A 21,539-nucleotide genomic window follows, 5' to 3' on the forward strand; every position below is an offset into this window, starting at 1 on the left:
AGCGAGCTGGGGGATGAGCATGGCTACGGAGACGGCGCGGCAGGCGGAGCTGGGGCTTCATGGGCACGAGCTGCGTGGTGCGGCCGGGCGGGCGGTGATCGCCGAGCTCGTCGGGACTTTTGTGCTGGTGCTGGCGATCGTCGCGGTGGCGGTGGCGGCGACGCTGAACGTCGCGGTGGCCGGTGGGGCGTACAGCTCGGAGACCGTGGCCCTGGCCGGCGGCGGGGCGCTGGCGGTGGTGGTCGCGGCGCTGGGGCCGGTGAGCGGGGCGCACCTCAACCCGGCGGTGACGGTGTCGCTCGCGCTGACCGGGCGGTTCCCGTGGGGGCGGGTTCCCGTCTATGTCCTCGCGCAGCTGGTGGGGGCGCTGCTCGCGGCGGTGGCGGCCTGGGGAGCGTACGGGGACCAGGCGCGAGCCGTGGCGAAGCTGGGCGCCACCGCGCCCGCGGCCGGGGTGAGCGGCCCGCGGGTGCTGCTCGTCGAGGCGCTGGTGACCTTCGTGCTGGTGCTGGTGGTGGTGCTCGTGGCGAACGACCCGCGCGTCTCGCGGGGCAGCGCGGCGCTGGCGATCGGGCTCGCGCTGGGCCTCGCGATCCTGATCAGCGGGCCGGTCACCGGCGCCGGCGTCAACCCGGCGCGGGCGCTCGGACCGATGATCGCGGCCGGTCAGTGGAGGGACTGGTGGGCGTACGTCATCGGACCTCTGCTCGGCGGGGCGGTGGCCGCTTTCCTGTACGAACGTGTGCTCACCGATCAGGGCAGGATGGCGTCGACGTAGCCGCCGTCGACGCGCAGCGCCCCGCCGGTGGTGGCTGAGGCCAGCGGCGACGACAGGTAGACGACCATGTTGGCGATCTCCTCGGGCTCGATGAGCCGCTGGAGCAGCGACTGCGGCCGGTGCCGGCGCATGAACTCGCGTTGCGCCTGGTCCCAGGGCAGGTCCCGGCCGACCAGGGAGTAGACGAAGTCCTCGACGCCGCCGGTGTGGGTCGGCCCGGCCATGACGCTGTTGACGGTCACGCCGGAGCCGGCCGCCTCCTTGGCGAAGCCGCGGGAGACGGCCAGCAGCGCCGTCTTCGACATCCCGTAGTGGATCATCTCGACCGGGGTGACCACGGCCGAGTCGCTGGCGATGTAGAGCACCCGGCCCCAGCCGCGCTCCCGCATGCCCGGCAGCACGTCGCGGGTGAGCCGCACCCCGGCCAGCACGTTGACCTCGAAGTACCGCCGCCAGTCGTCGTCGGTGATCTCCAGGGCCGGCTGCGCGCCGAAGATGCCCAGGTTGTTGACGAGGATGTCGACCTGTCCGATCGCGTCGAGGGCGGCCGCGGCGCCGTCGGCCGTGCTGACGTCGGCCGGCACCGCGACGAAATCCCCCTCCCCCAGCTCGGCCAGGGCCCGGTCGACCGACTCGCGCGACCGCCCGTTGACCCCCACCCGGGCTCCGGCCGAGGCCAGCCCGGCCGCGATGGCCCGGCCGATACCCTGGGTCGATCCGGTGACGAGAGCGGTCTTCCCCGCAAGATCAAGGCGCATGGGTGTGAGTTTTCCCCACCCCCGGCGTGATCACACTCCCCGGCTCCGGTGTGTACGTTCGTACGCAATGAACACCGCACGCCGCCGCCTCGCCCTGTTCGCTCTCTTCTTCCTGCCCGGCCTGGGGATCTCGTCCTGGGTGACCCGCACGCCGGACATCCGTGACCTGCTCGGCGCCTCGACCGCCCAGATGGGTCTGGTGCTGCTCGGCCTCTCGGCCGGCTCGATGCTCGGCATCCTCGGCTCCGGCCGCGTGGTGTCCCGCTTCGGCACCCGGCCGGTGGTCGCGGCGGGCATCCTCACGACGGTCGTCAGCATCCCGGTGATCGGCGCCGGCGCCGGCCTGTCCCTGATCGCGTTGGTCACGGCCGGCCTGTTCCTCTTCGGCTTCGGCATGGGCAGTGGCGAGGTCGCCATGAACATCGAGGGCGCCGACGTCGAGCGGCTCACCGGACGGGCCGTACTGCCGACCATGCACGGCTTCTTCAGCCTGGGCACGGTCGTCGGCGCGGCGATCGGCATGGTCCTGACCGCGGTGGCGTTCCCGGTGACCTGGCACCTGTTCCTGATCGGCCTGATCAGCGTGCCGATCGCTCTCGCCGCGGTGCGCCACATCCCGTACGGCGTGGGTCTGTCACCCTCGGGCGCGGAGAAGACCGCCGAGCGCGAGCCGGTCTGGCGCGACAAGCGCCTGTGGCTCATCGGCGTGATCGTGCTGGCCATGGCGCTGGCCGAGGGCGCGGCCAACGACTGGCTGCCGCTGATCATGGTCGACGGCCACGGGCTCGACGCCGCCTGGGGCTCGGCCGTCTACACCGCCTTCGCCGCCGCCATGGCGATCGGGCGGTTCGGTGGCGGCTGGTTCCTGCGGCGCTACAGCCGGGCCACGGTGCTGGGGGCCAGCGCGGTCCTCGGCGGCATCGGCCTGGTGCTCGTGATCGCGGTCGACAACCAGTTCGTGGCGGGCGCGGCCGTGCTGCTGTGGGGCGTCGGCGCGGCGCTCGGCTTCCCGGTCGCCCTCTCGGCGGCGGGCGACTCCGGCCCCGACCCGACCGCGCGGGTCTCGCTGGTGGCGACCGCGGGCTACGTCGCCTTCCTGGTCGGCCCGCCCGCACTGGGCTTCCTCGGCGAGCACTACGGCCTGCGCAACGCGATGATCGTCGTGCTGGTCCTCCTGCTGCTGGCCGCGGCCGTGGCTCCCGCCCTCAACCGCCGCCCCGCCGCGGAAACAAAGCCGGAGCCGGAGCCGAGCGTGAGCTGAGGCCTCCGGGCCATTGCTGCAAGCGGCTACACCGGCGTACTTCTCGCGCCGCGGTTGGCGGTCTCCCCGGCTTCCGCAACCCCCCCTCGGCAGTCTTTACATGGCCCCGCATGCTTTGCCCCTCCTCACGGACGGGCGCCTCGCTCCAGTCCGGCCTGCCAGGGCGAACCACCCGACGGCAGACTCGGCCCGGCGGCGGCTGCCGGGCGGACCATTCGACCGCAAACCCGGCCCGGCGGTCTGCTCAGACCAGGTACTCCCCGCCGCAGGCCTCGGCGAGGGACGGGCCGAAGAGCGCGGCCGGGAAATGAGCGCCCGGCTTGCCCTCGCCGGCCAGCAGCCGGCACGCCACCTCGGCCGGCACGGCTCCCGTGAACGCCTGGGCCTCCCCCACCCGGAGCCAGCCCTCCCGAACCTCACCGTCGGACCACCGCGCCCGGGCATGCCCCCACGAGTGCTCGCGGGGCTGCGGCCGGGTCTTGAACGCGACCCGGGCCAGCCGCCGGATCGCGAAGGCCCGCACCGGCGGGACTGCCAGCAGCGCCGCCGCGATCGGCAGCACCACCTGAACCAGGGACGACGACGGCACCTCGCTCGACGCGGACAGCACGGACGGCGCCCCGCTCGCCCGCTGGGCCGCGAGCAGTTCGCCGAGCGGCATGCCCGACGTGGTGACGCGCGAGCCGTCGGGCAACGTGAGCTGTTGCGCGTCCCCGGCGAGCCGGGCCGGCACGAGCCCGCCGTCCCGAAACCGCCGGCCCCCGAACCGCCGACCGCCGGCGACACCGGGCAGCCCGCCGAGCATCGTGCCGGCGAGCGCCTCCCCGACCGCGCCGGCCTCCACCGCCAACGAGGGCACCATGTCGACCCGCACCTCGGCCGGAGCGGGCCGACCGGAGCACAGCTTGACGACGACACTCTCGGTGGCCGTCACACCGAATCCAGCCCCGGTCACCAGCGTCCGCCCGGCCGCGGCCGCCGCGTCACCGCGACCGAGCACGGCCGACACCGCCGCCAGGTCGTTGGCCAGGTCCACATAGTGACTGCCGGGCAGGCAGGCCCGGATGAGTGGCGCCGCGGTGTCCGCGAACGGCCCGACCGTGTTGATGACAACAGCCGGTTGCCGCCGCCGGATCTCCTCGGCGATCGCCTCGACCGACCCGGCGACCACCGTACGGCCGTGACCACCACCCGCCGCCGCGAGCCGACCGGCGTTCCGGCCGACCAGCACCGGTGACACCCCCCGCCGGCCCAACTCGGCCGCGACCGCGCGCCCACTGCGTCCGCTACCGCCCAGAACCCAGATCTCGTCTGTCATGACGCCCCCTTCCGATGACACGTCGTGTCGTCACCATAGACGTGATGGCACGCCATGTCATCACGTAGGATGCCCGAGTGAGCAGATGGCAGCCGGACGCGCGCGAGCGCCTCGAGCAGGCCGCCATCGCATTGTTCGTGGAGCAGGGCTTCGCGGCCACGACGGTTCCGCAGATCACCGCGCGGGCCGGGCTCACCACGCGCACGTTCTTCCGCCACTACGCCGACAAGCGAGAGGTCCTCTTCGCCGGCGACGAGATCCCCGCCATGGCCGCCCGCATGATGGCCGACGCTCCCCCCGACGCCGACCCGATGACGCTGATCCTCGACGGCCTCGAGACGGTCACCCGGACCCGCTTCGACCCCCGCCGCCACGACCTGCGCCAACGCCGCCGGATAGTGCGCTCCGATCCCGCCCTGCAGGAACGCGACCTCCGCAAGCGAGCCGCTCTGAGCGAGGCCATCCGCAGCGGCTTCGAGTCCCGCGGCCTCGGCCCCACCCAGGCCGCCCTCCTGGCTGAGACGGCGCTGACCTTGCTCTACGTCTCCCTCGACGAGTGGCTGGACGCCGACGACGACGCCCCGCTCCATACCTACATCGAGAAGACGTTGTCGGTCCTGCGCGACACCATCGCCTGACCCGGTGACCGGGCAATCGGCGACAGGTCCGCGCCGAATGCCTCGATACCGACGTCGTTGAGGTGAGCGGTGACGTATCCAGGGCCGCAGCCGAGATAGGCCACCGGCCCGCCGCCGGCGGCGTGGGCCAGGTCTGCGAACAGCGCCAGCACAGCACGCAGATATGGCTCCTCGGACAACGAATCGCGGACGAAGCCGGCGTAACTGCCGGCAATGGTGTCGTATGACGTCGGGGTGTCGACAAGCCAGCCGTCTGACCTTTGGCCTGGCCCTGCCGGTGCCGGAGTCGCCGATCAGGCAGATTAGCTGGCCGGCGCGAATCCAGTCGCTCGTGTTCTTCGCACTCGGCCATGAACAGTTCGGCGAGCATGCCGCGATAGCTGAGCTGGTCACCTTCGGCGCGGGCAAGGCCGCCGTTGACATTGGCGTCGTATAACGCGGCTCGCGCCTTTTGTTGCTCGGTGAACATCGATCATATCGACGCTTGTTCTTCTCCGTGGCCTTTGCGAGCGTCGGGGTCCAGTCCAAGAAACCACGGGGGGTTTCATGAACAGGTCAGTACGACGGCGGCTGGGTGCCGCCATAGGGACACTCGTCATCCTGGTCAGCACAGTGGTGCTCGGCACGACACAACCGGCCCAGGCCGCGGCCTACGACTACAAGCCGGGGCATCCGATGATGCGCAGCCCCAACGTCGGCCAATGCACCGGCTCCTGGGTGGTGGTCGGGGCCTCGGGCTCGTTCTTCCTCACCGCCGGGCACTGTGACTTCCCCGGGATACCGGGCCAGGAATGGACGTCCGGCCTCGTCTACGGCACCTCGACCTCATTCGGGCACTTCGGTTCCGTACGGCGCGACGACGACACCAGCACGTGTAATGGTGTTCACGACGGTGAGATGGACCTGCAACTCATCCAGCCCCGGGCGAATCTCGTCGGTTCCTACCAGATTGTCTCGGCCGGCAACGTCGAAGGCGGGCGGGTCGTCGGCAGGCTGAGCAACAGCCGGTTGGACGCCGGCGGCCAGGTCGGCAAGTACGGCCGAGTCGGCGGCTCGTCGGTCGGCACACTCCGCGGCACGTCGACCTGGTGCAGCGGGGAACGCGTTTACCTCGCCGACTATCGCTCCTCCGGCGGGGACAGCGGTGGTCCCGTCTACGTCAACGACGGTCAGGGGCGCGCCTGGGCTGCCGGCGTGCACGTCGGCAGGATTCCGATCAACAACGTCGAGTACGCCGCGTTCATCTCGATCGACGACGCGCTGGCCCGCTTCGGGGCGCAGTTACCGGTCTTCAGCTCCCTGGCGGAGGAGCAGGAGCCGCCACTCCACCCGGGCGAACCGTTGCGCCACATGAAGGCCACCGAATTCCTCCCCGACTGAGACACGTGGAGTGACCGACAACCGAAGAGGTCTCCGGCCGACGCCGGAGACCTCGTGGTCACCAGCACGACGTGCTCGGCGGCAGGTGAACGAGACAGCCGACCGCTGAAGCAGCAGGCGCGGCGAAGCCCAACGGACCGCCTCTTCGACGGAACGCAAACGCCACGGCCGACGCCACAGCTCGTCCCGACCCGTCGCCCACCGAGACGATTTTGCGGACGTCAACTCGCTAGCGGAAGAACGCCGACCCGGCTCACGCCGCCCTCCCACGACGTACGCCGAAGGCGGAAGCGACCGGCATTGTTAAGTTCCCGCACCCCACCACCAAGCCCGGCCCGCCGGACCTGATCCCCTCAGCTTCGTCCACAGCGCGGCAGCCAGACCACCACCCCGCCAGGGGACCGCCCACCCCGCCCGGCAATCACCCGCGGGTGACCCGTCCCCTGGCCGTCACCGATCCCCACGCGAGGTTGGGGCCGAGGGTGGCCACGCAGGGCACAGAACGCTCCACAGCCCAGCGTGGCCACCCTCGGCCCCAACCGTCCCGGCGCAAGAAAACCGCAGTTGACCCCGCTCATCCCGAACGAGCCCCGAGGGGATAGGCCTCGTTAACGGCGCCGCCGGCGATGACGCTGGTGAGTATCGAGAGCCGAGGGACAGGAGCTAGTCGACGGTCAGAACCAGCTTGCCCTGGACGTGGCCGTCGGAGATCACGCGGTGAGCCTCGGCGGCCTCAGTGAACGGGAACTCGCGGGAGACGTGGACCCGCAGGCGGCCGTTGGCCACGAGCGCGCCCAGGGTGGCCAGTTCCATGCCGTCGGGCCGGACGAAAACGTAGCGGCCGCCCTGCTCCTTCACCGCGGCGTCGACGACCGAGACGTGCCGGACCGGGTGCCGGACCAGCGACGGGCTCTGGGTCAGGGCGTCACCGCCGTGGAAGTCGGCCACCGCGTCGACCCGGCCGTCGCCACCGATCAGGTCGGCCAGGCGCTTGGGCAGGTCGTCGCCGTACTCGATGGGCTCCGCGCCCAGGCTGCGCAGGAAATCGTGGTTGGCCGGCGAGGCCGTGCCGATCACGCGGGCCGCACCGACCGCGCGGGCGATCTGGACGGCGAGGTGACCGACTCCCCCGGCCGCCGCGTGCACGAGCACCACGTCACCGTGGCTGACGCCGATCGCGGACAGCGCCTGCAGCGCGGTCAGCCCGGCCAGCGGCAGACCGCCCGCCTCGCTGAGCGACATCGCCGCCGGCACGTGGGCGACCACCCGCTCGTTGACCGACACGAGTTCGGCGTACGTGCCGTGCTGCACATGCTCCTTGCGGGCGTACGCCATCACCTCGTCGCCCGGCGCGAACCGGGTCACCGCCGGCCCGACCTGGTCGACCACGCCGGCCACATCCCACCCCGGGACCAGCGGGAAGTGGTGCGGATAGGCACCCGCCAGATAGCCGGTCCGGATCACGTAGTCGACCGGATTGACGCCGGCCGCCCGGACCCGGATGCGGACCGTGTCGGGCCCGACCGGCGGGTCGGGGAGCTCCCGCAGCGTCATGACGTCGACGTCACCGAACTCGTCCAGCGCGATAGCCCTCATGAGGGGCATTTTGCCCTATTGAGCCGACAAAAAACGCCCGACGTCACAAGGACGCCGGGCGTTGCCGGGTGGGTTACTTCGAGAACTTCGCGTACTTGGCGTTGAACTTCTCGATGCGGCCCGCGGTGTCGAGGACGCGGGTGCGGCCGGTCCAGAACGGGTGGCTGCCCGCCGAGATCTGGACGTCGACGACCGGGTAGGTCTGCCCGTCGGTCCACTCGATCGTCTTCTCGCTGGTCTCGGTGGACCGGGTGAGGAACGCGTAGTCCGCGTTGCGGTCGCGGTAGACGACGGTGTGGTAGGCGGGGTGAATGCCGTTCTTCATGTCTCTGTCCTCCTGAGGAGTGCATCCGTCTCAACCACCGACCCACCCCGGTTATTTCCCCTCCCGGGCCACGTTGTCGAGAAGGCCATAAGTGCTGGTCAAGGCCGTTTTGGTCACGGCCCGAGGCGTACGGGGGTTTGGCGCCATCATGATCGGGAACGCATCGAGTCATGACGACGTTGCGTGCGCTGGTGCTCGGCTGTTCCCTCAAGTCGGGCTCGCAGGAGTCGAGCAGCGAGCTGCTCGGCCGCCAGATCCTCGACGCCCTGGCCGACCACGACGTGGACGGTGAGGTGATCCGCGCGGTCGACCAGAACATCAAGTTCGGGGTGAGCACCGACGAGGGCGACGGTGACGGCTGGCCCGCCGTACGGGAAAAGGTTGTGGCCGCCGACATCCTGGTGATCGCCACGCCGATCTGGATGGGCCAGCCGTCCAGTGTCTGCAAGATGGTGCTGGAGCGGCTCGACGCCGAGCTCTCCGAGACCGACGACCGGGGCCGCCCCTCGATGTACGACAAGGTCGCCGCCGTGGGCGTGGTCGGTAACGAGGACGGCGCCCACCACGTGATCGCCGAGGTGCTCCAGGCCCTCAACGACGTCGGCTTCACCGTCCCGGCGGCCGGCGGGGCCTACTGGGTCGGTGAGGCCCTGGGCAAGCTCGACTACAAGGACGCCGGCCCCAAGCCCGACACCACCGGCGCCGCGGTCAAGGCCTTGGCCGGCACCGCCGCCCACCTGGCCCACGCCCTCAAGGCGAACCCCTACCCCGCCGAGTAGGCCGCCGGTCAAGCCCGGGACGGGTCTATGCGCCCGGTGATGATCGTCCTAGGCTTCGGCGATGGGCATCCTCTTCGACCTCGTGAACGCTGTCCGGACCGGGTCGGTGGAGGTCGTCGACCTCACCGCGCCGCTGTCGAGCGAGACGCCGATCCTGCAGCTGCCGCCGCCGTTCGCCAACACGATCCCGTTCGGGCTCGAGGAGATCAGCCGGTACGACGACCGCGGGCCGGCCTGGTATTGGAACGACATCCACACCGGCGAGCACACCGGCACCCACCTCGACGCGCCCGTGCACTGGGTGACCGGCCGGGACGGGGAGGACGTGTCGCAGATCCCGCCGCTCAAGCTGGTCGCGCCGGCCGCCGTGATCGACGTGTCGGCCCGGGTCGCCGACGACCCCGACTTCCTGCTCGAGATCGCCGACGTGCGCGAGTGGGAGTCCGCGCACGGTCCGCTGCCGAGGGAGGGCTGGCTCCTGGTGCGTACCGGGTGGGACGCGCGCTCGGCGGTTCAGTCAGACTTCCTCAACGCCGACGAGACCGGCCCGCACACGCCCGGCATCTCCGTCGAGTGCGCGAAGTGGCTGGCCGACGAGGCCCCGGTGATCGGCGTGGGCGTCGAGACGGTCGGCACCGACGCCGGGCAGGCGTTCGGCTTCGACCCGGCGTTCCCGTGCCACTCGTATGTCCTGGGCGCCGGCAAGTACGGGCTCACCCAGTTGCAGAACCTCGACCGGCTGCCACCGGTCGGAGCGGTCGTCATCGCCGCGCCGCTGCCGATCGTCGGCGGTTCGGGCAGCCCGGCGCGCGTGCTGGCCCTGGTCGAACGGTGACCACCGTCGCCGAGGTGGTCGGCGCGACCCTGGTCCGGCTGGGCGCCACGCACGTGTTCGGCGTGGTCGGCAGCGGCAACTTCCACGTGACCAACGCCCTGGTGGCCGGCGGCGCGACCTTCGTCGCCACCCGGCACGAGGGCGGGGCGGCCACCGCGGCCGACGCCTACGCCCGGGTCTCGGGTGAGGTCGGCCTGGTCAGCGTGCATCAGGGTTGCGGGCTGACGAACGCGATGACCGGCTTGGCCGAGGCCGCCAAGAGCCGTACGCCCCTGGTCGTGCTCGCGGCCGAGCCGGCCGCTTCGGCGCTGCGGTCGAACTTCCGGGTCGACCAGGACGCGCTCGCGCTGGCCGTGGGCGCGTCGAGCGAACGGGTGCACAGCGCGGCCACCGCCGTCGCCGACACTGCGCGGGCCTGGCGCCGGGCGGCCGGCGAGCGCCGGACCGTCGTCCTCAATCTGCCGCTCGACGTGCAGGCGGCGCCGGCCGAGCTGGCGGAGCCGCCGTCCGCCGTCCGGGTCACGCCGCCCCGGGCGTCCGACGAGGCGGTGGCGGAGCTGGCCGCGCTGCTGACCGGCGCGCAACGACCGGTCTTCATCGCCGGCCGAGGCGCCCTGGGCGCGCGGGAGGAGCTGCGAGCTCTCGCCTCGGACCAGGGGGCCCTGCTGGCCACGTCGGCGGTCGCGCGCGGGCTCTTCGTGGGTGATCCGTGGAGCCTCGATGTGTCCGGCGGTTTCGCCACGCCGCTCGCGGCCGAGCTGATCACCGGGGCCGACGTGGTCGTGGCCTGGGGCGCGTCGCTGACCATGTGGACCACCCGCCACGGCGCGCTCATCGACCCCGCCGCGACCGTCGTCCAGGTCGACCTGGACCCGGGCGCGCTGGGCGCCCACCACCGCATCGATCTGGGTATCACCGGGGACGTGGCGGCCACGGCCCGGGCCGTACGGCTGGTGCCCGCTCCCCCGGCGGAGTCACGCTTTCCCACGGTCCCGGGGGAAAAGGCCGGGTACCGGACGGCGGAGGTGCGGGAGCGGATCGTGGCCGGGGGCCGGTGGCGGGACGTGTCCTACGAGGACGAAGGCGACGCCGCGCACATCGACCCGCGGACCTTCAGCATCGCGCTCGACGACCTGATCCCCCGCGAGCGGGTCGTGGCCGTCGACTCCGGCAACTTCATGGGCTACCCGTCGATGTTCCTGTCCGTGCCCGACCGGCGGGGTTTCTGCTTCACGCAGGCGTTCCAGTCGATCGGGCTGGGCCTGGCCACCGCGCTCGGCGCCGCGCTGGCCTCCCCCGGCCGGGTGCCGGTGGCGGCCTGCGGCGACGGCGGGTTCCTGATGAGCATCGCCGAGCTGGAGACCGTGCGGCGGCTCGGCCTGGGCATGCTGATCGTGGTTTACAACGACGAGGCGTACGGGGCCGAGGTGCACCATTTCGGGCCGCACGGCCATCCCCTGTCGACGGTCGTGTTCCCCGAGACCGACCTGGCGGCCATCGCCCGGGGGTACGGCTGCGAGGCGGTGACCGTGCGGCACCCGGGTGACCTCGCCCCGGTCGCCGCCTGGCTGGCCGGCCCGCGGACCGTACCGATGCTGGTGGACGCGAAGGTCAGCGCGGGCCGCCCGTCGTGGTGGCTGGAGGAGGCTTTCCGCGGGCACTGAAGCACGGGCCGGGCCCCGCGCGATGCGGTGACCCGGCCCGGCGTACGGGTCAGGACTGGTCTTCGGCCAGCCGGATGCTGGCGTAGGAGCCGAAGGTGGCCGAGGTCCACGCCCGGACCGGGGTGGCGAAACCACCGTTGGGGGCGGCCACCAGCGTGTGCAGGGCGACGCTGCCGTCGGAGTAGCCGTAGAGCGCGGCCAGGTCGTCGCGCCCGTCGCCGTTGAAGTCGCCCGCGGTGAACCGGGTCCGCTCCCACGAACCCCACGACGACGTGGTGGACTTCCACGAGCTGAAGGGGTTGTTGAAGCCGCCGCCGGCCTTGGCCGTCCAGGTCTGCATGGCCAGGTTGCCGTCGGTGGCGTACGCGTAGAAGCCGGCCACGTCACCCAGGCCGTCGCCGTTGAAGTCACCGGCCGCGATCGTCATCCGGTCCGGGTCACCCCAGTACGGCGTGGCCGGGGCGAACCAGCCGCGTACCGGCGCCGCGAAGCCACCGGTCGCGTTGGCCGTCCAGCTCAGCAGTCCGACGCTGTTGTCCGGGTATTTGTAGAACGAACCCAGGTCCGTCCGGCCGTCGCCGTTGAAGTCGCCGTTGAAGATCTTCATGCGGGCGGTCTCGCCCCAGACCGGCGAGGCGGCGGTGAGCCAGCTGCGGGCCGGGGTGCCGAAGCCGCCGTCGGCTCGCGCGAGCCAGGTGAACAGCCCGACCGACTTGTTGGCGTAGCTGTAGAAGCCGGCCACGTCGGTGCGCCCGTCGCCGTTGAAGTCGCCGCTGGTCATCTTCATCTGGTCGTACGAGCCGAAAGTCGTGCTGGTCCAGGAGCGCAGGGCGCCGGAGTAGGTGCCGTCGGCCCGGGCCAGGAACGTGTCGAGGGTGAGCGTGCCGTTGGCGGCGCCGTTGAGCACCGCCTGGTCGACGATGTCGTCACCGTTGAAGTCGCCGCGCAGCACCTTCATCTTGGCCGTGTTGTAGCTGCCGTCCGCGCTCTTGAAGCCGCCGCGGGCGGTCATCGTGCCGGTGGCCGCGGTGGTGAAGGTGAACGGGCCGGCCGCGCCGGTGGAGTACGCGTAGACCAGAGTGACGTCCTCGCGGTGGTCCTGGGCCGGACCGCCGGGGGCGATGCCGCGGATCCAGCCGGTCAGATCGTCCAGGCGGGACTCGACGGCGTCCCGGCGGGTCTCGTCCGACGCGATGCAGCCGCCCTGATAGGACGCGTGGTGCAGGGCCACCAGCTCGACCGCGCCGCCGGTCTCGCGCAGCGCCGGACCACCGGCGTCACCCTTGCAGAGGCCGGGCTGACCGGGGCTGGTGCCGGCGACGTCGACCCGGGTCTCGTTCACCGCGCTGACCGAGAACGCCGCGGCGTGCAGACGGCCGGGCACCCATGTGTCGGCGGTGCGGCCGTAGCCGGCCAGCTGGAGCACCTCGCCGGTCGCAGGCGCGGTGGTGGACAGCGCGACCGGCGTGAGGGTGGTGGGCTTGTCGAGCCGCACCAGGACGACGTCGCGGCTGGGGTGCGGGACCAGGCGGGTGGCCGTACGGACCTGACCGCCCGTCCCGCTCAGGTCGGTGCGGCCGATGGTGACCGTGGTGGCGACCGGGGGCCGTCCGGCGACCGCTGCGCCGAAACAGGCCGTCTCGGTGATCACCCACTGCGGATCGACGAGCGCGCCGGTACACGCCTGACCGTCCCCGGGAATTCCGATCGCCAGATGCGCCACAAAGCCGTACGCCCCGTCGGCGACCGCCGTGCCGTCGACCACCCCGTAAGCGGGAACGCTGCCGGCGAGGGCGCCGGTCAGCACGGTCGCGGCCAGAACGGCTCGCCCGAATGACTTCTTACGCAAGCGTGACCACTTCCTTACAACAAGGCAGAGAGGAGGAGAACCGCCGCATCATATGGCGATCCGCACGCCCCCACCGCCCCGGCTTCGATCGAAGGGCGACGATACCGCTGACGCCCAGCCGCCGGCCTTGAGTCAGCGAGCGGCGGCGAGCACGACGGCGGCGAGCTCGTCGCGGGTCGGGCCCGGGTGGGCCGGTGCGCGCCAGCCGCGCGCGTAGAGGGCCCGCACCCGCGGCTCCACCTCGTCGAGGGTGGCCGGCAGGGCGTCCATGGCCTGATACGGCCCGACCACCCGCCACAGTGACGGGTCGGCCTCGGTCGCTTCCATGATCAGATCGCTGGGCAGGCGGCGGGTCACGTCGACGTCCCCGCCGGCCCAGCGGCGCAGCAGGTCGGCGTCCCAATAGACGTGGTCGGCATACCAGGGGCGCACGTTGCCGGTGCACCACTCGTCGAAGGCGAGCGCCGCCGCGGCCGGGTCGCCGGAGTGCTCGTCGAGCTGCCGCAGCAGGTTGACGCACTGCCGCAGGGCGACCGCGATGCCGCGCCCGGCCGCCGGGTTGGTGGTGCAGACGGTGTCGCCGACGTGCAGCAGCCCCGGCAACCCGACCCGGCCCCCGGCGTCCAGCTGCCCCCGGTAGGTGTTGTGGAGCCGCCCGCCCGGCAGCACCGGGGTGATCGGCCGGCTGCGCTCCGGCGACACCCAGGCGGCCAGCGCGGGCACGGCCGCGGCGGCCGCCTCGAACACCTCGGGGAACCGGAGCGCGCCGAACCGCCGGTCGTCCGAGGGCCGCATGATCAGGGCGGAGAACGTCCGGTTGTCGTGCTGAAACACCGCGACCAGGTAACCGGCCAGCGTCTGGATGATGCCGATCGGAGCGTTCATCGGCCCCGGCTCGGCGCCCGGCCGCAGGATGTACTGCCGGGACACGTACGAGAGACCGCAGTCGCCGCCCTCGGCCGCCGCCCGCAGCCCGGCCGCCAGCCGGGCCGACCGGCCCGACGCGTTGATCACCAGCTCGGCCGCCAGCTCGTGCCCGTCCACGATCAGACCCGTCGCCCGCCCACCGGCCTGGGCCACGTCGTCGACGTGTCCCCGCACCAGGGCGACGCCGGGCTCGTCCACGGCGAAGGCGCGCAGCACCCGCTCGAAGACCGCCCGGCGGCACCGCAGGCCGACCGCTCGCGCCGGCTGCCCGTCAGCGCCGGGGAAGCGGATCTGCTCCACCCCGGCCGCGGTCAACGCGTCCAGCATCTCGGGCATCTCGGCGTCCAGCGCCTCCCCGATCTGCGGCCGGAAGCCGTGCGGGTGGTGGAACTGCATGACCCCGCGGCGTTCCCAGCTCCCGTCGGCGCCGGGCCCGCCGTCGCGATCGACCACAGTGACCCGGTGCCCGCGCCGGGCGAGGGCCACCGCGGTGAACAGTCCGGCCGGCCCGGCCCCGGCGACAGCGACATCCATGCCGCGAGCCTAGGCCCGCTCGTGCTGCGCTCCTGGTCAGCGTCGTGAAGCCGTCAGTCCTGGTGGCGCAGGCGCTGCGCCGGCACGCCGGCCAGGACGAGCCGCCGGGCGATCTCCGGCCCCGGATTGAGGAGGAACACCACGACCTGGTGGTCGTCACCGACGACGCAGGCCGCCGCGAGCGTGCCCACGTTGATCGGGTCGACCGCGACGACCTCGGTCAGATCGAGGATCAGCCGCAGCGGACGGACATGCCGGACCGTACGCACGACGAGCTGCCGCAGCTCGACCGCGCACTCAGGACCGACGCTGCCCCGGAGATGAATGATCACGCTGCCGTCGTCCGCGGTGCGGACCTCGAGGTCGCCGGCCCGCGCGTCGCCAGTCGTCACCGGCTGTTCACCCACGCGGTCACCATATGAGGACCGATGTCCGGCGGGCATCCACCTCTCGGCTGTGCCGCCGGACGTTGATGGCATCAAAAGGGGATCAGAGTCCGGGCCGGGCTCCGTAGCGTCACCGGCATGAGACATCACGGGGGAACAGTGCGAGTGGCGCTGGTGGCACTGGCCGTGGCGGCCGTCGCCGGGGGTTGCGCCGGTCGGACGGACGCCGGCGCGTCACCCGGGCCGGTGACCGGCAGTGCCGACAGCGGCTTCGGCATGAGCCCGGACACGCCGGCACCCAGTGCCACCCGGACCACACCCACACCGGCGAAGAGGACGGTTACGACGGCGAAGGCGTCACCCGCGCCGCCGACAAAGACGCCCCAGGCCGTTCCCGACTGGGCCGACGTGGTCGAGCCCTGCCCCGTCGCCGGGCAGCGGGTCGAGATCCAGCGGGTGCTGCAGGCCGACGTGACCGGGGACGGGCTGGTCGACACGATGGTCGCGCGCACCTGCGAGGCGTCGACGTCGTACTGGGCGTCCACGATCGAGGTGTTCGACGGCACTGCCGACCCGCGCCGGCCGGAGCGGATCGGGGCGCCGCTGCTGCAGGAGCGGGTGAAGGAGGACGAGCCGGTCGTCACCGACGTGAGCGTCAACGCGGGCATCATCGGCATCAAGGCGTACGGCACCAGCCCCAAGGGCACGAAGGCGTGCCCCGACCTGACGCTGTTCTACCGCTACGAGTACTCGGGCCGGGGTTTCCGGCTGATCTGGCGCGACTGGGGCACCTCGGAGCGGTGCGACAAGCTGAAATAGCTACATGACCCAGCGGTCGACCAGGGCCTCGTGGGCTTCGAGACGCTGCTGGGTGCGCACCGGGTCGGTGCCGGCGACAGCGTCGAGGAGGCTGATCGCCAGCACCACAGTGGCCGCGTGCGAGTCGAAGACCAGGCCGGTGCCGACCGGGGCGACCAGCAGGACGTCGGCGTCGCCGGCGAACGGGACGAGCGGGCTGTCGGCCACGATCACGGTGGCCAGGCCGAGCTGCCGGGCCAGGCGGATCGCGGCGACCGTGCTCGCCGGGTATCGCGGCATCGCGAACACCAGAACCGCGCTCGCGCCCTGCTGGTGCAGTTGCAGGACGGCGTCGTCGAGACCGCCGGCGTCGGTGTGGACCGAGGTTGACGGGAGGACCCGGCGAGCGAAGTACCCGAAGTACTCGGCCAGCGCGGCCGAGGCCCGCAAGCCGATCACGCCGAGCGGCGAAGTGGCGGCCAGCAGGCGGACGGCCGCGGCCATCCGCTCCCCGTCGAGCTCCCGGCCCAGACCGGACAGGTTCGCGACCTCCTGGTGCAGCGGGCTGTGCCGGTCCAGGGTGACGTCGCCGGCCTGACCGGCGAGCACGACCTCGCGCAGGGCCGCGCGGAACTCGGGATAGCCGGCGAAGCCGAGCGCGGTGGCCAGCCGGGTCACGGTCGGCTGGCTGACACCGGCCTGCTCGGCGATCTCGATGGTGGAGAGGAACGCCACATCGGGAAACAGGGCGAGCATCCGCTGCACGATCTGCCGCTGGCTGGGCGACAGCCGGTGCCGTTGCGCGAGCTCCAGCAGCCAGTCCTCGGCGCGGCCGGTGTCCAGCCGGTTCTCCAACGTCATGACACCGCCCCGAGCGAAGCTGAATACCTTGTAACACTCAGGCTATAGGGTGCATGACATGATTCAGGAGATCTGGCTCCGGTTTCTCAACGGCGCCGACATCGACGGCCTGGGCCTGGGAACGGCCGACGTGATCGGCGCGGTCGAGGACGTCGTGGCGGCGCACGGCCGCGGCGAGACCGTTTTCGAGCCCCGTACGCATCTGGTCCCCCGCAACGGCGGCGCCGGCCACTTCAACGTGCTCCGCGGCCACGTCGACACGCTCGGCGAGCGGGGCCTGAGCGGCGTCAAGGTCGTCGGCGACTTCGTGCCCAACTACCAGCAGGGCCTGCCCAGCGAGCTCGCGCTGATGACCGTCTTCGACCCGACCAACGGCGTCCCGCTGGCGATCATGGACGCCACCCTGATCACCGAGGTGCGCACCGGCGCGATGACCGCCGTCGGCGCGAAATACCTGGCCCGCCCCGACTCCAGGATTCTCGGCCACGTCGGCGCGCGCGGCACGGCGTTCGCCAACGTCACCATGCTCGACAGCCTGTTCCCGCTGGAGGAGATCCGGGTCACCAGCCGCCGGCCCGAGTCGCGCGAGTCCTTCGCGGCCCGGCTGCGCGAGGTCACCGCGACCCCGGTGCGCGCGGTGGCGACCTCCGACGAGGCCTTCGACGGCGCCGACATCCTGGTCGAGGCGTCCCGGCTGGAGAAACCGGCACCCCTGTTGCGGACGGCGGCCGTCAAGCCGGGCGCTTTCGTCGTCCCCTACGGCACGATCAGTGCGGTCGAGCTCGACCTGCTCGACGTGATGGACAAGGTGGTGGTCGACGACTGGCGCGAGTCGCAGTCGGGCCGCTTCGGCAGCCTGCGCGCGCACGTCGACAGCGGCCGGCTGAGCGAGCAGAGCCTCTACGCCCAGATCGGCGAGATCGTCAGCGGGCAGAAGCCGGGCCGCGAGCGCGCCGACGAGCGCATCCTCTTCTGGCATCGCGGCCTGTCGGTGCTCGACGTCGCCCTGGCCCACCTGATCCTGACCCGCGCCGAGGCCACCGACGTGGGCACGATGCTGCGTTACCGATGACCGGCACCCTTCCCGTACGCGTGATCAGGCGCGCGCCCGACCTCGACCGCACCGTCATCGCCGAGCTCGCGCGGGGCGCCGTCCGCGTCGAGCTGACCGCGGAGCTGACCGGCGCCCTGGCCGAGAGCCGCCGATCCACCCTGGCCGACCTCGAAGGCCGGACCGTCTACGGGGTCAACACCGGCATGGGCGCGATGTCCGGCCTCCGCCTCGACGCCGCGGCCCAGCGCCACCACCAGGACAACCTCATGATCGGCCGGGCGGTCGGGTCGGCACCGTGGCTGCGCCGCGATCAGGCCCGGGCCCTGCTCGCCGCGCGCCTGCGCAGCTTCCTCGACCCGTCGGCCGGGGTCTCCGACGAGCTCTGCCGCCTCCTGGCCGACCTCCTCAACGCGGACGTCGTACCGGCGGTCCCGGCCCTCGGCAGCGGCGCGGCCGGCGAGATCATCCCGCTCGCCCACGCGGGCGCCGCCCTGATCGGCGCCGGCCAGGTCCTCGACCACACCGGGCCACCGGTCGACGCGGAGCCCGCCCTGGCCAAGGCGGGGCTGGCGATCCGGTCGTTCGGCCCCAAGGAGGGCATCGCCTTCCTCGAAGGGGTGCCGGGCCTGACCGGGCTGGCCGTGCTGGGCAGCGCGGCCACCCACACCCTGCTGAGCCAGATCCTGGCCGCCACGGCCGCTTCGCACACCGCGGTCCGGGCCAGCCTCGACCCCCTGCACCCGGCGCTGGCCGACAGCGCCGAGCTGAGCGCGGTGCTGGCCGGCTTGCGGGAACGCCGGGGCCACGGGGACGCCGGGGCTCTGCAGGCGCCCGTCTCGTTCCGGGTCACCGCACCCGCTCTGGCCGTGGCGCTGCGGGCGGTCGCCGCCCTCGACGCGGCCATCGACCGCACCCTGAACGCGGTCACCGACTCCCCGGCCCACCTGGACGGTGAGTTCGTCGGCACGTTCGGCTTCGCCGGCACCGACCTGACAGCGACCCTCGGCGCGCTCACCACGGCGCTGGTCCACCTGGCCGACCTGGGCGCGGCCCGGCTGCACCGCCTGCTCGACCCGCGCGTGACCGGCCTGGCGCCGCAACTGTCGGCGTCGCCCGGCCTGCACGCCGGGATGGCCGCCGTCCACAAACGCGCCGCCGGGGTCACCCATCGCCTGCGCCGCTTCGCCCTCCCGGCGCTGCCGGGCGCGATCGAGACCTCGCTGGGCCAGGAAGACGTCCAGAGTTTCGGCTTCGAGGCCGCCGAATGCCTGGACGAGGTGCTGACCGGCCTGCGCGACATCCTGGCCTGCGAACTCCTGGCCGTCGTCCAGGCCCAGCGCCTCGGCGCTCCGCGGACCGCCGCCCTCGACGACCTGGACGCCACCCTGCCGCCCGGAACCGTCGACCGCGTGTTCGGCCGCGACATCGACCACATCATCGAGCTGCTCACCAGCGGCTGGCCGTCCGACCCGGCGACCAGCAACGCCGGGCGGCCGAACGCAAGCTGACCTCGGCGCCCATCAGCCTCTGCCCGCCCGCCGGTGGCTCGGACCGGGGGGCAGGCGCCGCCGGGGCTGGGAGTCAGGTGTTGCGGCCGGGGCGGGAATCAGGCTCCGCCGCCCGGGGGCTGGCAGTCAGCTGCCGCCGCCGGCGGCGGGCAGTCAGGCACTGCGGCCGACGGCGAGAATCAGGGTCCGCCGCCGGGGCGGGAATCAGGCGCCGCAGCCGGGGCCGGGGCCGGGAATCAGGCGCCGCAGCCGGGGCCGGGAGTCAGGCGCCGCAGCCGGGGCGGGAGTCAGGCGCCGGGGCCGGGGCCGGGAGTCAGGCGCCGCGGCCGGGGCCGGGAGTCAGGCGCCGCGGCCGGGGCCGGGAGTCAGGCGCCGCGGCCGGAGCCGATGATCACGAAGGTTCGGGCGGGTGCGGCATCGGAAGGGTGCAGGCGGAGCATGGTGAGCTGGACCATGCGGGGCCACCAGCGGGTCGGCTCCCGCCAGGCGCACTCGAGAATCGTGGCTTCGGGGTTGTCCTGGCAGTCGCCGAGCTGCTCCCAGTGGTCGAGCTGGGTGGCGACGATCTGCCGCGACTGGAGCCACGGTGAGCCCGGCGGCAACGAGTAGGAGCGCACGGTCGCCGTCCCGCGGTCGTTGCGCAGGCTGCGCCCGATGATGCCGGCGCGGTCGAGGACGACCCGCTCGAAGGGGGCGCCCGGGACCGCCCCGGCGGGTGGGGTGATCGCGTGCGCGACCCCGGCCGCTCTCCATCTCAGGGCAGCAACCGCCCCCAAGGCGAGGACGACGAGCAGGAGAAGTCCCGCTGTAGCGGCGCCCACGCGCCGTCGGGTGATCCGCACAGACGGAGTGTAGGGACCGCCCAGACGGCCACGGGTCATGGTGTGCCGGGTAGCCGGTGGCCGCACTCAGGAAGCCCAGTTCGCAGGTGACCGCACTCAGCAGGCCGAATTCGCAGGTCGCCGCACTCCGCCGGCCGAGCTCGCAGGGTCGCCGCACTCCGCCGGCCGAGCTCGCAGGTCGCCGCACTCCGCCGGCCGAGCTCGCAGGGTCGCCGCACTCCGCCGGCCGAATTCGCAGGTCGCCGCACTCCGCCGGCCGAATTCGCAGGTCGCCGCACTCCGCCGGCCGAGCTCGCAGGGTCGCCGCACTCCGCCGGCCGAGTTCGCAGGTGGCGCGCTCAGCGGGCCGAGTTCGCGGGTGCCGGCGCAGTCGTGGCCGAGGGCCGGCGGACTGAGGCGTTCGGGTGAGGCCTCAGCGCGGCGGGCTGGTCGAGCCGCGGACGACCAGCTCCGGACGGAAGAGCGGAGCCCCGCCGGGCGAGTGGAGCTTCTCGACGGCGGCGGCCACGATGGCGTCCTCGTCCCAGGCCATCGTGGTCAGTCCCGGCTGGACCAGGACGGCCAGCTGGTGGTCGTCGTAGCCGACCACCGACAGGTCGCCGGGGATGGTCAGGCCGGCGTCGCGGGCCGCGCGGTAGACGGCGAAGGCCAGCGAATCGCTCAGGCAGAACACGCCGGTCGGGCGCCCGGGCCCGGCCAGCAGCGCCGACACCACCTCGACGGCGTCGGTGGTGGCGGCCGGCGCGGCGATGGCCACCAGTTCGATGCCGAGCTGCTCGGCGATCGAGGGCGCGAGCAGCTGGGCCGGGCGGCCCGGGGTGGAGGGCAGCGCGGGCGCGAGCAGCCCGACCCGGCGATGGCCCAGCTCGGCGAGGTGGGCGAAGGCCGTCCGGACCCCGTACCCGTTGTCGAAGAGCACGCTGCTGGAGCCGGGCCGGGCCACGAGCGCGTCGCCGATCGACACGACGGCGACCGAGGGGTCGAGCAGGCGCCAGTAGTCGGCCGTCGGGTCGACCGGGGAGACGAGGGCGCCGTCGACGCGCTGGGCGGCGAACTGCTCCACGATGCGGCGCTCGAGGGCGGGATCGGCGTCGGCGTCGGCGATCGTCGCGAACCGTCCCTCGCGGCGCAGGGCCCGGGTGAGCAGCACCGACAGGTCCTGCTGCCAGAGATCGCGCAGCGAGCCGGAGACCCCGATCCAGCCCGTACGCCCGCTGGCCAGCGCCCGGGCGATCGGGTCGACGGTGTAGCCGAGATCGTCGGCCAGCTCGCGAACGCGCTGGATGGTGGCCGGCGAGCCGCGCAGGCCGCGCAGTGCGTACGAGGTGGCCGCGAGCGAGAGCCCGGCGGCGGATGCCAGGTCCTGCAGCGTCCGTCGCCCCTGCTGCTTAGGCACCGGCCGACAGTAACACCGCGAAAGCTGTCCCGGTGCCCGAGAACACGTTGCG

Annotated in this window: 22 protein-coding genes; 11 read left to right on the forward strand and 11 right to left on the reverse strand. The window is 72.7% G+C overall.

Going from position 1 to position 21,539, the window contains the following annotated elements:
• Nucleotides 1-13 precede the first annotated feature (13 nt).
• Nucleotides 14-778, forward strand: coding sequence for an MIP/aquaporin family protein (locus tag NAG42_RS15440; protein WP_250030967.1), 765 nt, complete (start codon nucleotides 14-16; stop codon nucleotides 776-778).
• On the opposite strand, the gene NAG42_RS15445 is transcribed toward NAG42_RS15440, so the two are convergent.
• Complete coding sequence (locus NAG42_RS15445) at nucleotides 754-1,536, reverse strand: SDR family NAD(P)-dependent oxidoreductase (protein ID WP_250030968.1); 783 nt, start codon at nucleotides 1,534-1,536, stop codon at nucleotides 754-756. The two genes, NAG42_RS15440 and NAG42_RS15445, sit on opposite strands and share 25 nt — an antisense overlap.
• A gap of 67 nt (nucleotides 1,537-1,603) precedes the next feature.
• Between NAG42_RS15445 and NAG42_RS15450 the strand changes: the two genes are divergently transcribed.
• Entirely contained in the window at nucleotides 1,604-2,797 is a 1,194-nt protein-coding gene (locus NAG42_RS15450; RefSeq protein WP_250030969.1) for an MFS transporter, read from the forward strand.
• A 244-nt stretch (nucleotides 2,798-3,041) separates the two neighbouring features.
• On the opposite strand, the gene NAG42_RS15455 is transcribed toward NAG42_RS15450, so the two are convergent.
• Nucleotides 3,042-4,115 carry a saccharopine dehydrogenase family protein gene (locus NAG42_RS15455; RefSeq protein WP_250030970.1) on the reverse strand — a complete coding sequence of 358 codons (1,074 nt, stop codon included), beginning with the start codon at nucleotides 4,113-4,115 and terminating at the stop codon, nucleotides 3,042-3,044.
• A 77-nt stretch (nucleotides 4,116-4,192) separates the two neighbouring features.
• On the opposite strand from NAG42_RS15455, the gene NAG42_RS15460 reads away from it, so the two are divergent.
• Complete coding sequence (locus NAG42_RS15460) at nucleotides 4,193-4,753, forward strand: TetR/AcrR family transcriptional regulator (protein WP_250030971.1); 561 nt, start codon at nucleotides 4,193-4,195, stop codon at nucleotides 4,751-4,753.
• Here NAG42_RS15460 and NAG42_RS15465 read toward each other — a convergent pair.
• Nucleotides 4,708-4,905: a hypothetical protein gene (locus tag NAG42_RS15465; protein WP_250030972.1), complete on the reverse strand. Its 198-nt coding sequence runs from the start codon at nucleotides 4,903-4,905 to the stop codon at nucleotides 4,708-4,710. The two genes, NAG42_RS15460 and NAG42_RS15465, sit on opposite strands and share 46 nt — an antisense overlap.
• Before the next feature lie 71 nt (nucleotides 4,906-4,976).
• On the opposite strand from NAG42_RS15465, the gene NAG42_RS15470 reads away from it, so the two are divergent.
• On the forward strand, nucleotides 4,977-5,189 hold the full coding sequence (locus NAG42_RS15470; RefSeq protein ID WP_250030973.1) for a hypothetical protein: 213 nt from the start codon (nucleotides 4,977-4,979) through the stop codon (nucleotides 5,187-5,189).
• A 110-nt stretch (nucleotides 5,190-5,299) separates the two neighbouring features.
• Nucleotides 5,300-6,133: a chymotrypsin family serine protease gene (locus tag NAG42_RS15475; protein WP_250030974.1), complete on the forward strand. Its 834-nt coding sequence runs from the start codon at nucleotides 5,300-5,302 to the stop codon at nucleotides 6,131-6,133.
• A 663-nt stretch (nucleotides 6,134-6,796) separates the two neighbouring features.
• Here NAG42_RS15475 and NAG42_RS15480 read toward each other — a convergent pair.
• Together NAG42_RS15480 and NAG42_RS15485 are read right to left on the reverse strand one after the other, a co-directional pair.
• Nucleotides 6,797-7,729 carry an NADP-dependent oxidoreductase gene (locus NAG42_RS15480; RefSeq protein ID WP_250030975.1) on the reverse strand — a complete coding sequence of 311 codons (933 nt, stop codon included), beginning with the start codon at nucleotides 7,727-7,729 and terminating at the stop codon, nucleotides 6,797-6,799.
• 73 nt (nucleotides 7,730-7,802) lie between these two features.
• A complete protein-coding gene (locus tag NAG42_RS15485; protein WP_250030976.1) occupies nucleotides 7,803-8,054 on the reverse strand; it encodes a type B 50S ribosomal protein L31 in 252 nt (83 codons plus the stop codon).
• Nucleotides 8,055-8,224: 170 nt separating this feature from the next.
• Here NAG42_RS15485 and NAG42_RS15490 point away from each other — a divergent pair, with 170 nt between their 5' ends.
• From NAG42_RS15490 to NAG42_RS44890, 3 genes are all read left to right on the forward strand, one after another.
• A complete protein-coding gene (locus NAG42_RS15490; RefSeq protein WP_250030977.1) occupies nucleotides 8,225-8,833 on the forward strand; it encodes a flavodoxin family protein in 609 nt (202 codons plus the stop codon).
• Nucleotides 8,834-8,894: 61 nt separating this feature from the next.
• A complete protein-coding gene (locus NAG42_RS15495) occupies nucleotides 8,895-9,668 on the forward strand; it encodes a cyclase family protein (protein WP_250030978.1) in 774 nt (257 codons plus the stop codon).
• On the forward strand, nucleotides 9,665-11,332 hold the full coding sequence (locus NAG42_RS44890) for a thiamine pyrophosphate-binding protein (RefSeq protein ID WP_250030979.1): 1,668 nt from the start codon (nucleotides 9,665-9,667) through the stop codon (nucleotides 11,330-11,332). Before NAG42_RS15495 ends, NAG42_RS44890 begins: the two co-directional genes overlap by 4 nt.
• Before the next feature lie 49 nt (nucleotides 11,333-11,381).
• Here NAG42_RS44890 and NAG42_RS15505 read toward each other — a convergent pair whose 3' ends face one another.
• The 3 genes from NAG42_RS15505 to NAG42_RS15515 all read right to left on the reverse strand — a co-directional run bounded on the left by NAG42_RS15505 (nucleotide 11,382) and on the right by NAG42_RS15515 (nucleotide 15,049).
• The gene (locus NAG42_RS15505; RefSeq protein WP_250030980.1) at nucleotides 11,382-13,181 is read right to left on the reverse strand and encodes a trypsin-like serine protease; all 1,800 of its coding nucleotides are present in this window, start codon (nucleotides 13,179-13,181) and stop codon (nucleotides 11,382-11,384) included.
• 132 nt (nucleotides 13,182-13,313) lie between these two features.
• Complete coding sequence (locus NAG42_RS15510) at nucleotides 13,314-14,642, reverse strand: FAD-dependent oxidoreductase (protein WP_250030981.1); 1,329 nt, start codon at nucleotides 14,640-14,642, stop codon at nucleotides 13,314-13,316.
• A gap of 53 nt (nucleotides 14,643-14,695) precedes the next feature.
• Nucleotides 14,696-15,049, reverse strand: a complete 354-nt coding sequence (locus NAG42_RS15515) for an STAS domain-containing protein (RefSeq protein WP_250030982.1) — start codon at nucleotides 15,047-15,049, stop codon at nucleotides 14,696-14,698.
• 117 nt (nucleotides 15,050-15,166) lie between these two features.
• Between NAG42_RS15515 and NAG42_RS15520 the strand changes: the two genes are divergently transcribed.
• Nucleotides 15,167-15,847 carry a hypothetical protein gene (locus NAG42_RS15520; protein WP_250030983.1) on the forward strand — a complete coding sequence of 227 codons (681 nt, stop codon included), beginning with the start codon at nucleotides 15,167-15,169 and terminating at the stop codon, nucleotides 15,845-15,847.
• Here the strand turns inward: NAG42_RS15520 and NAG42_RS15525 are convergent, their stop codons facing one another.
• Complete coding sequence (locus NAG42_RS15525; RefSeq protein ID WP_250030984.1) at nucleotides 15,848-16,687, reverse strand: MurR/RpiR family transcriptional regulator; 840 nt, start codon at nucleotides 16,685-16,687, stop codon at nucleotides 15,848-15,850.
• 58 nt (nucleotides 16,688-16,745) lie between these two features.
• Here NAG42_RS15525 and NAG42_RS15530 point away from each other — a divergent pair, with 58 nt between their 5' ends.
• Both NAG42_RS15530 and NAG42_RS15535 read left to right on the forward strand, forming a co-directional pair.
• Complete coding sequence (locus tag NAG42_RS15530) at nucleotides 16,746-17,759, forward strand: ornithine cyclodeaminase family protein (protein WP_250030985.1); 1,014 nt, start codon at nucleotides 16,746-16,748, stop codon at nucleotides 17,757-17,759.
• Complete coding sequence (locus NAG42_RS15535) at nucleotides 17,756-19,249, forward strand: aromatic amino acid lyase (protein WP_250030986.1); 1,494 nt, start codon at nucleotides 17,756-17,758, stop codon at nucleotides 19,247-19,249. The genes NAG42_RS15530 and NAG42_RS15535 overlap by 4 nt, the downstream gene beginning before the upstream one ends.
• Before the next feature lie 365 nt (nucleotides 19,250-19,614).
• On the opposite strand, the gene NAG42_RS15540 is transcribed toward NAG42_RS15535, so the two are convergent.
• Both NAG42_RS15540 and NAG42_RS15545 read right to left on the reverse strand, forming a co-directional pair.
• On the reverse strand, nucleotides 19,615-20,091 hold the full coding sequence (locus NAG42_RS15540) for a hypothetical protein (protein ID WP_250030987.1): 477 nt from the start codon (nucleotides 20,089-20,091) through the stop codon (nucleotides 19,615-19,617).
• A 412-nt stretch (nucleotides 20,092-20,503) separates the two neighbouring features.
• On the reverse strand, nucleotides 20,504-21,487 hold the full coding sequence (locus NAG42_RS15545) for a LacI family DNA-binding transcriptional regulator (protein ID WP_250030988.1): 984 nt from the start codon (nucleotides 21,485-21,487) through the stop codon (nucleotides 20,504-20,506).
• Between the last annotated feature and the right edge of the window lie 52 nt (nucleotides 21,488-21,539).

Source organism: Paractinoplanes maris (assembly GCF_023544465.1).
Classification (GTDB): Bacteria; Actinomycetota; Actinomycetes; order Mycobacteriales; family Micromonosporaceae; genus Actinoplanes; species Actinoplanes maris.

Excerpts from the sequence above, each read along its gene's own strand:
- NAG42_RS15445 (WP_250030968.1), bottom strand. The coding sequence starts at position 1,536 with ATGCGCCTTGATCTTGCGGGGAAGACCGCTCTCGTCACCGGATCGACC.
- NAG42_RS15480 (WP_250030975.1), bottom strand. The coding sequence starts at position 7,729 with ATGAGGGCTATCGCGCTGGACGAGTTCGGTGACGTCGACGTCATGACG.
- NAG42_RS15490 (WP_250030977.1), top strand. The coding sequence starts at position 8,225 with ATGACGACGTTGCGTGCGCTGGTGCTCGGCTGTTCCCTCAAGTCGGGC.
- NAG42_RS15495 (WP_250030978.1), top strand. The coding sequence starts at position 8,895 with ATGGGCATCCTCTTCGACCTCGTGAACGCTGTCCGGACCGGGTCGGTG.
- NAG42_RS15525 (WP_250030984.1), bottom strand. The coding sequence starts at position 16,687 with ATGACGTTGGAGAACCGGCTGGACACCGGCCGCGCCGAGGACTGGCTG.
- NAG42_RS15535 (WP_250030986.1), top strand. The coding sequence starts at position 17,756 with ATGACCGGCACCCTTCCCGTACGCGTGATCAGGCGCGCGCCCGACCTC.
- NAG42_RS15520 (WP_250030983.1), top strand. The coding sequence starts at position 15,167 with ATGAGACATCACGGGGGAACAGTGCGAGTGGCGCTGGTGGCACTGGCC.
- NAG42_RS15485 (WP_250030976.1), bottom strand. The coding sequence starts at position 8,054 with ATGAAGAACGGCATTCACCCCGCCTACCACACCGTCGTCTACCGCGAC.
- NAG42_RS15450 (WP_250030969.1), top strand. The coding sequence starts at position 1,604 with ATGAACACCGCACGCCGCCGCCTCGCCCTGTTCGCTCTCTTCTTCCTG.
- NAG42_RS15440 (WP_250030967.1), top strand. The coding sequence starts at position 14 with ATGAGCATGGCTACGGAGACGGCGCGGCAGGCGGAGCTGGGGCTTCAT.
- NAG42_RS15470 (WP_250030973.1), top strand. The coding sequence starts at position 4,977 with ATGACGTCGGGGTGTCGACAAGCCAGCCGTCTGACCTTTGGCCTGGCC.
- NAG42_RS15475 (WP_250030974.1), top strand. The coding sequence starts at position 5,300 with ATGAACAGGTCAGTACGACGGCGGCTGGGTGCCGCCATAGGGACACTC.
- NAG42_RS15455 (WP_250030970.1), bottom strand. The coding sequence starts at position 4,115 with ATGACAGACGAGATCTGGGTTCTGGGCGGTAGCGGACGCAGTGGGCGC.
- NAG42_RS15510 (WP_250030981.1), bottom strand. The coding sequence starts at position 14,642 with ATGGATGTCGCTGTCGCCGGGGCCGGGCCGGCCGGACTGTTCACCGCG.
- NAG42_RS15530 (WP_250030985.1), top strand. The coding sequence starts at position 16,746 with ATGATTCAGGAGATCTGGCTCCGGTTTCTCAACGGCGCCGACATCGAC.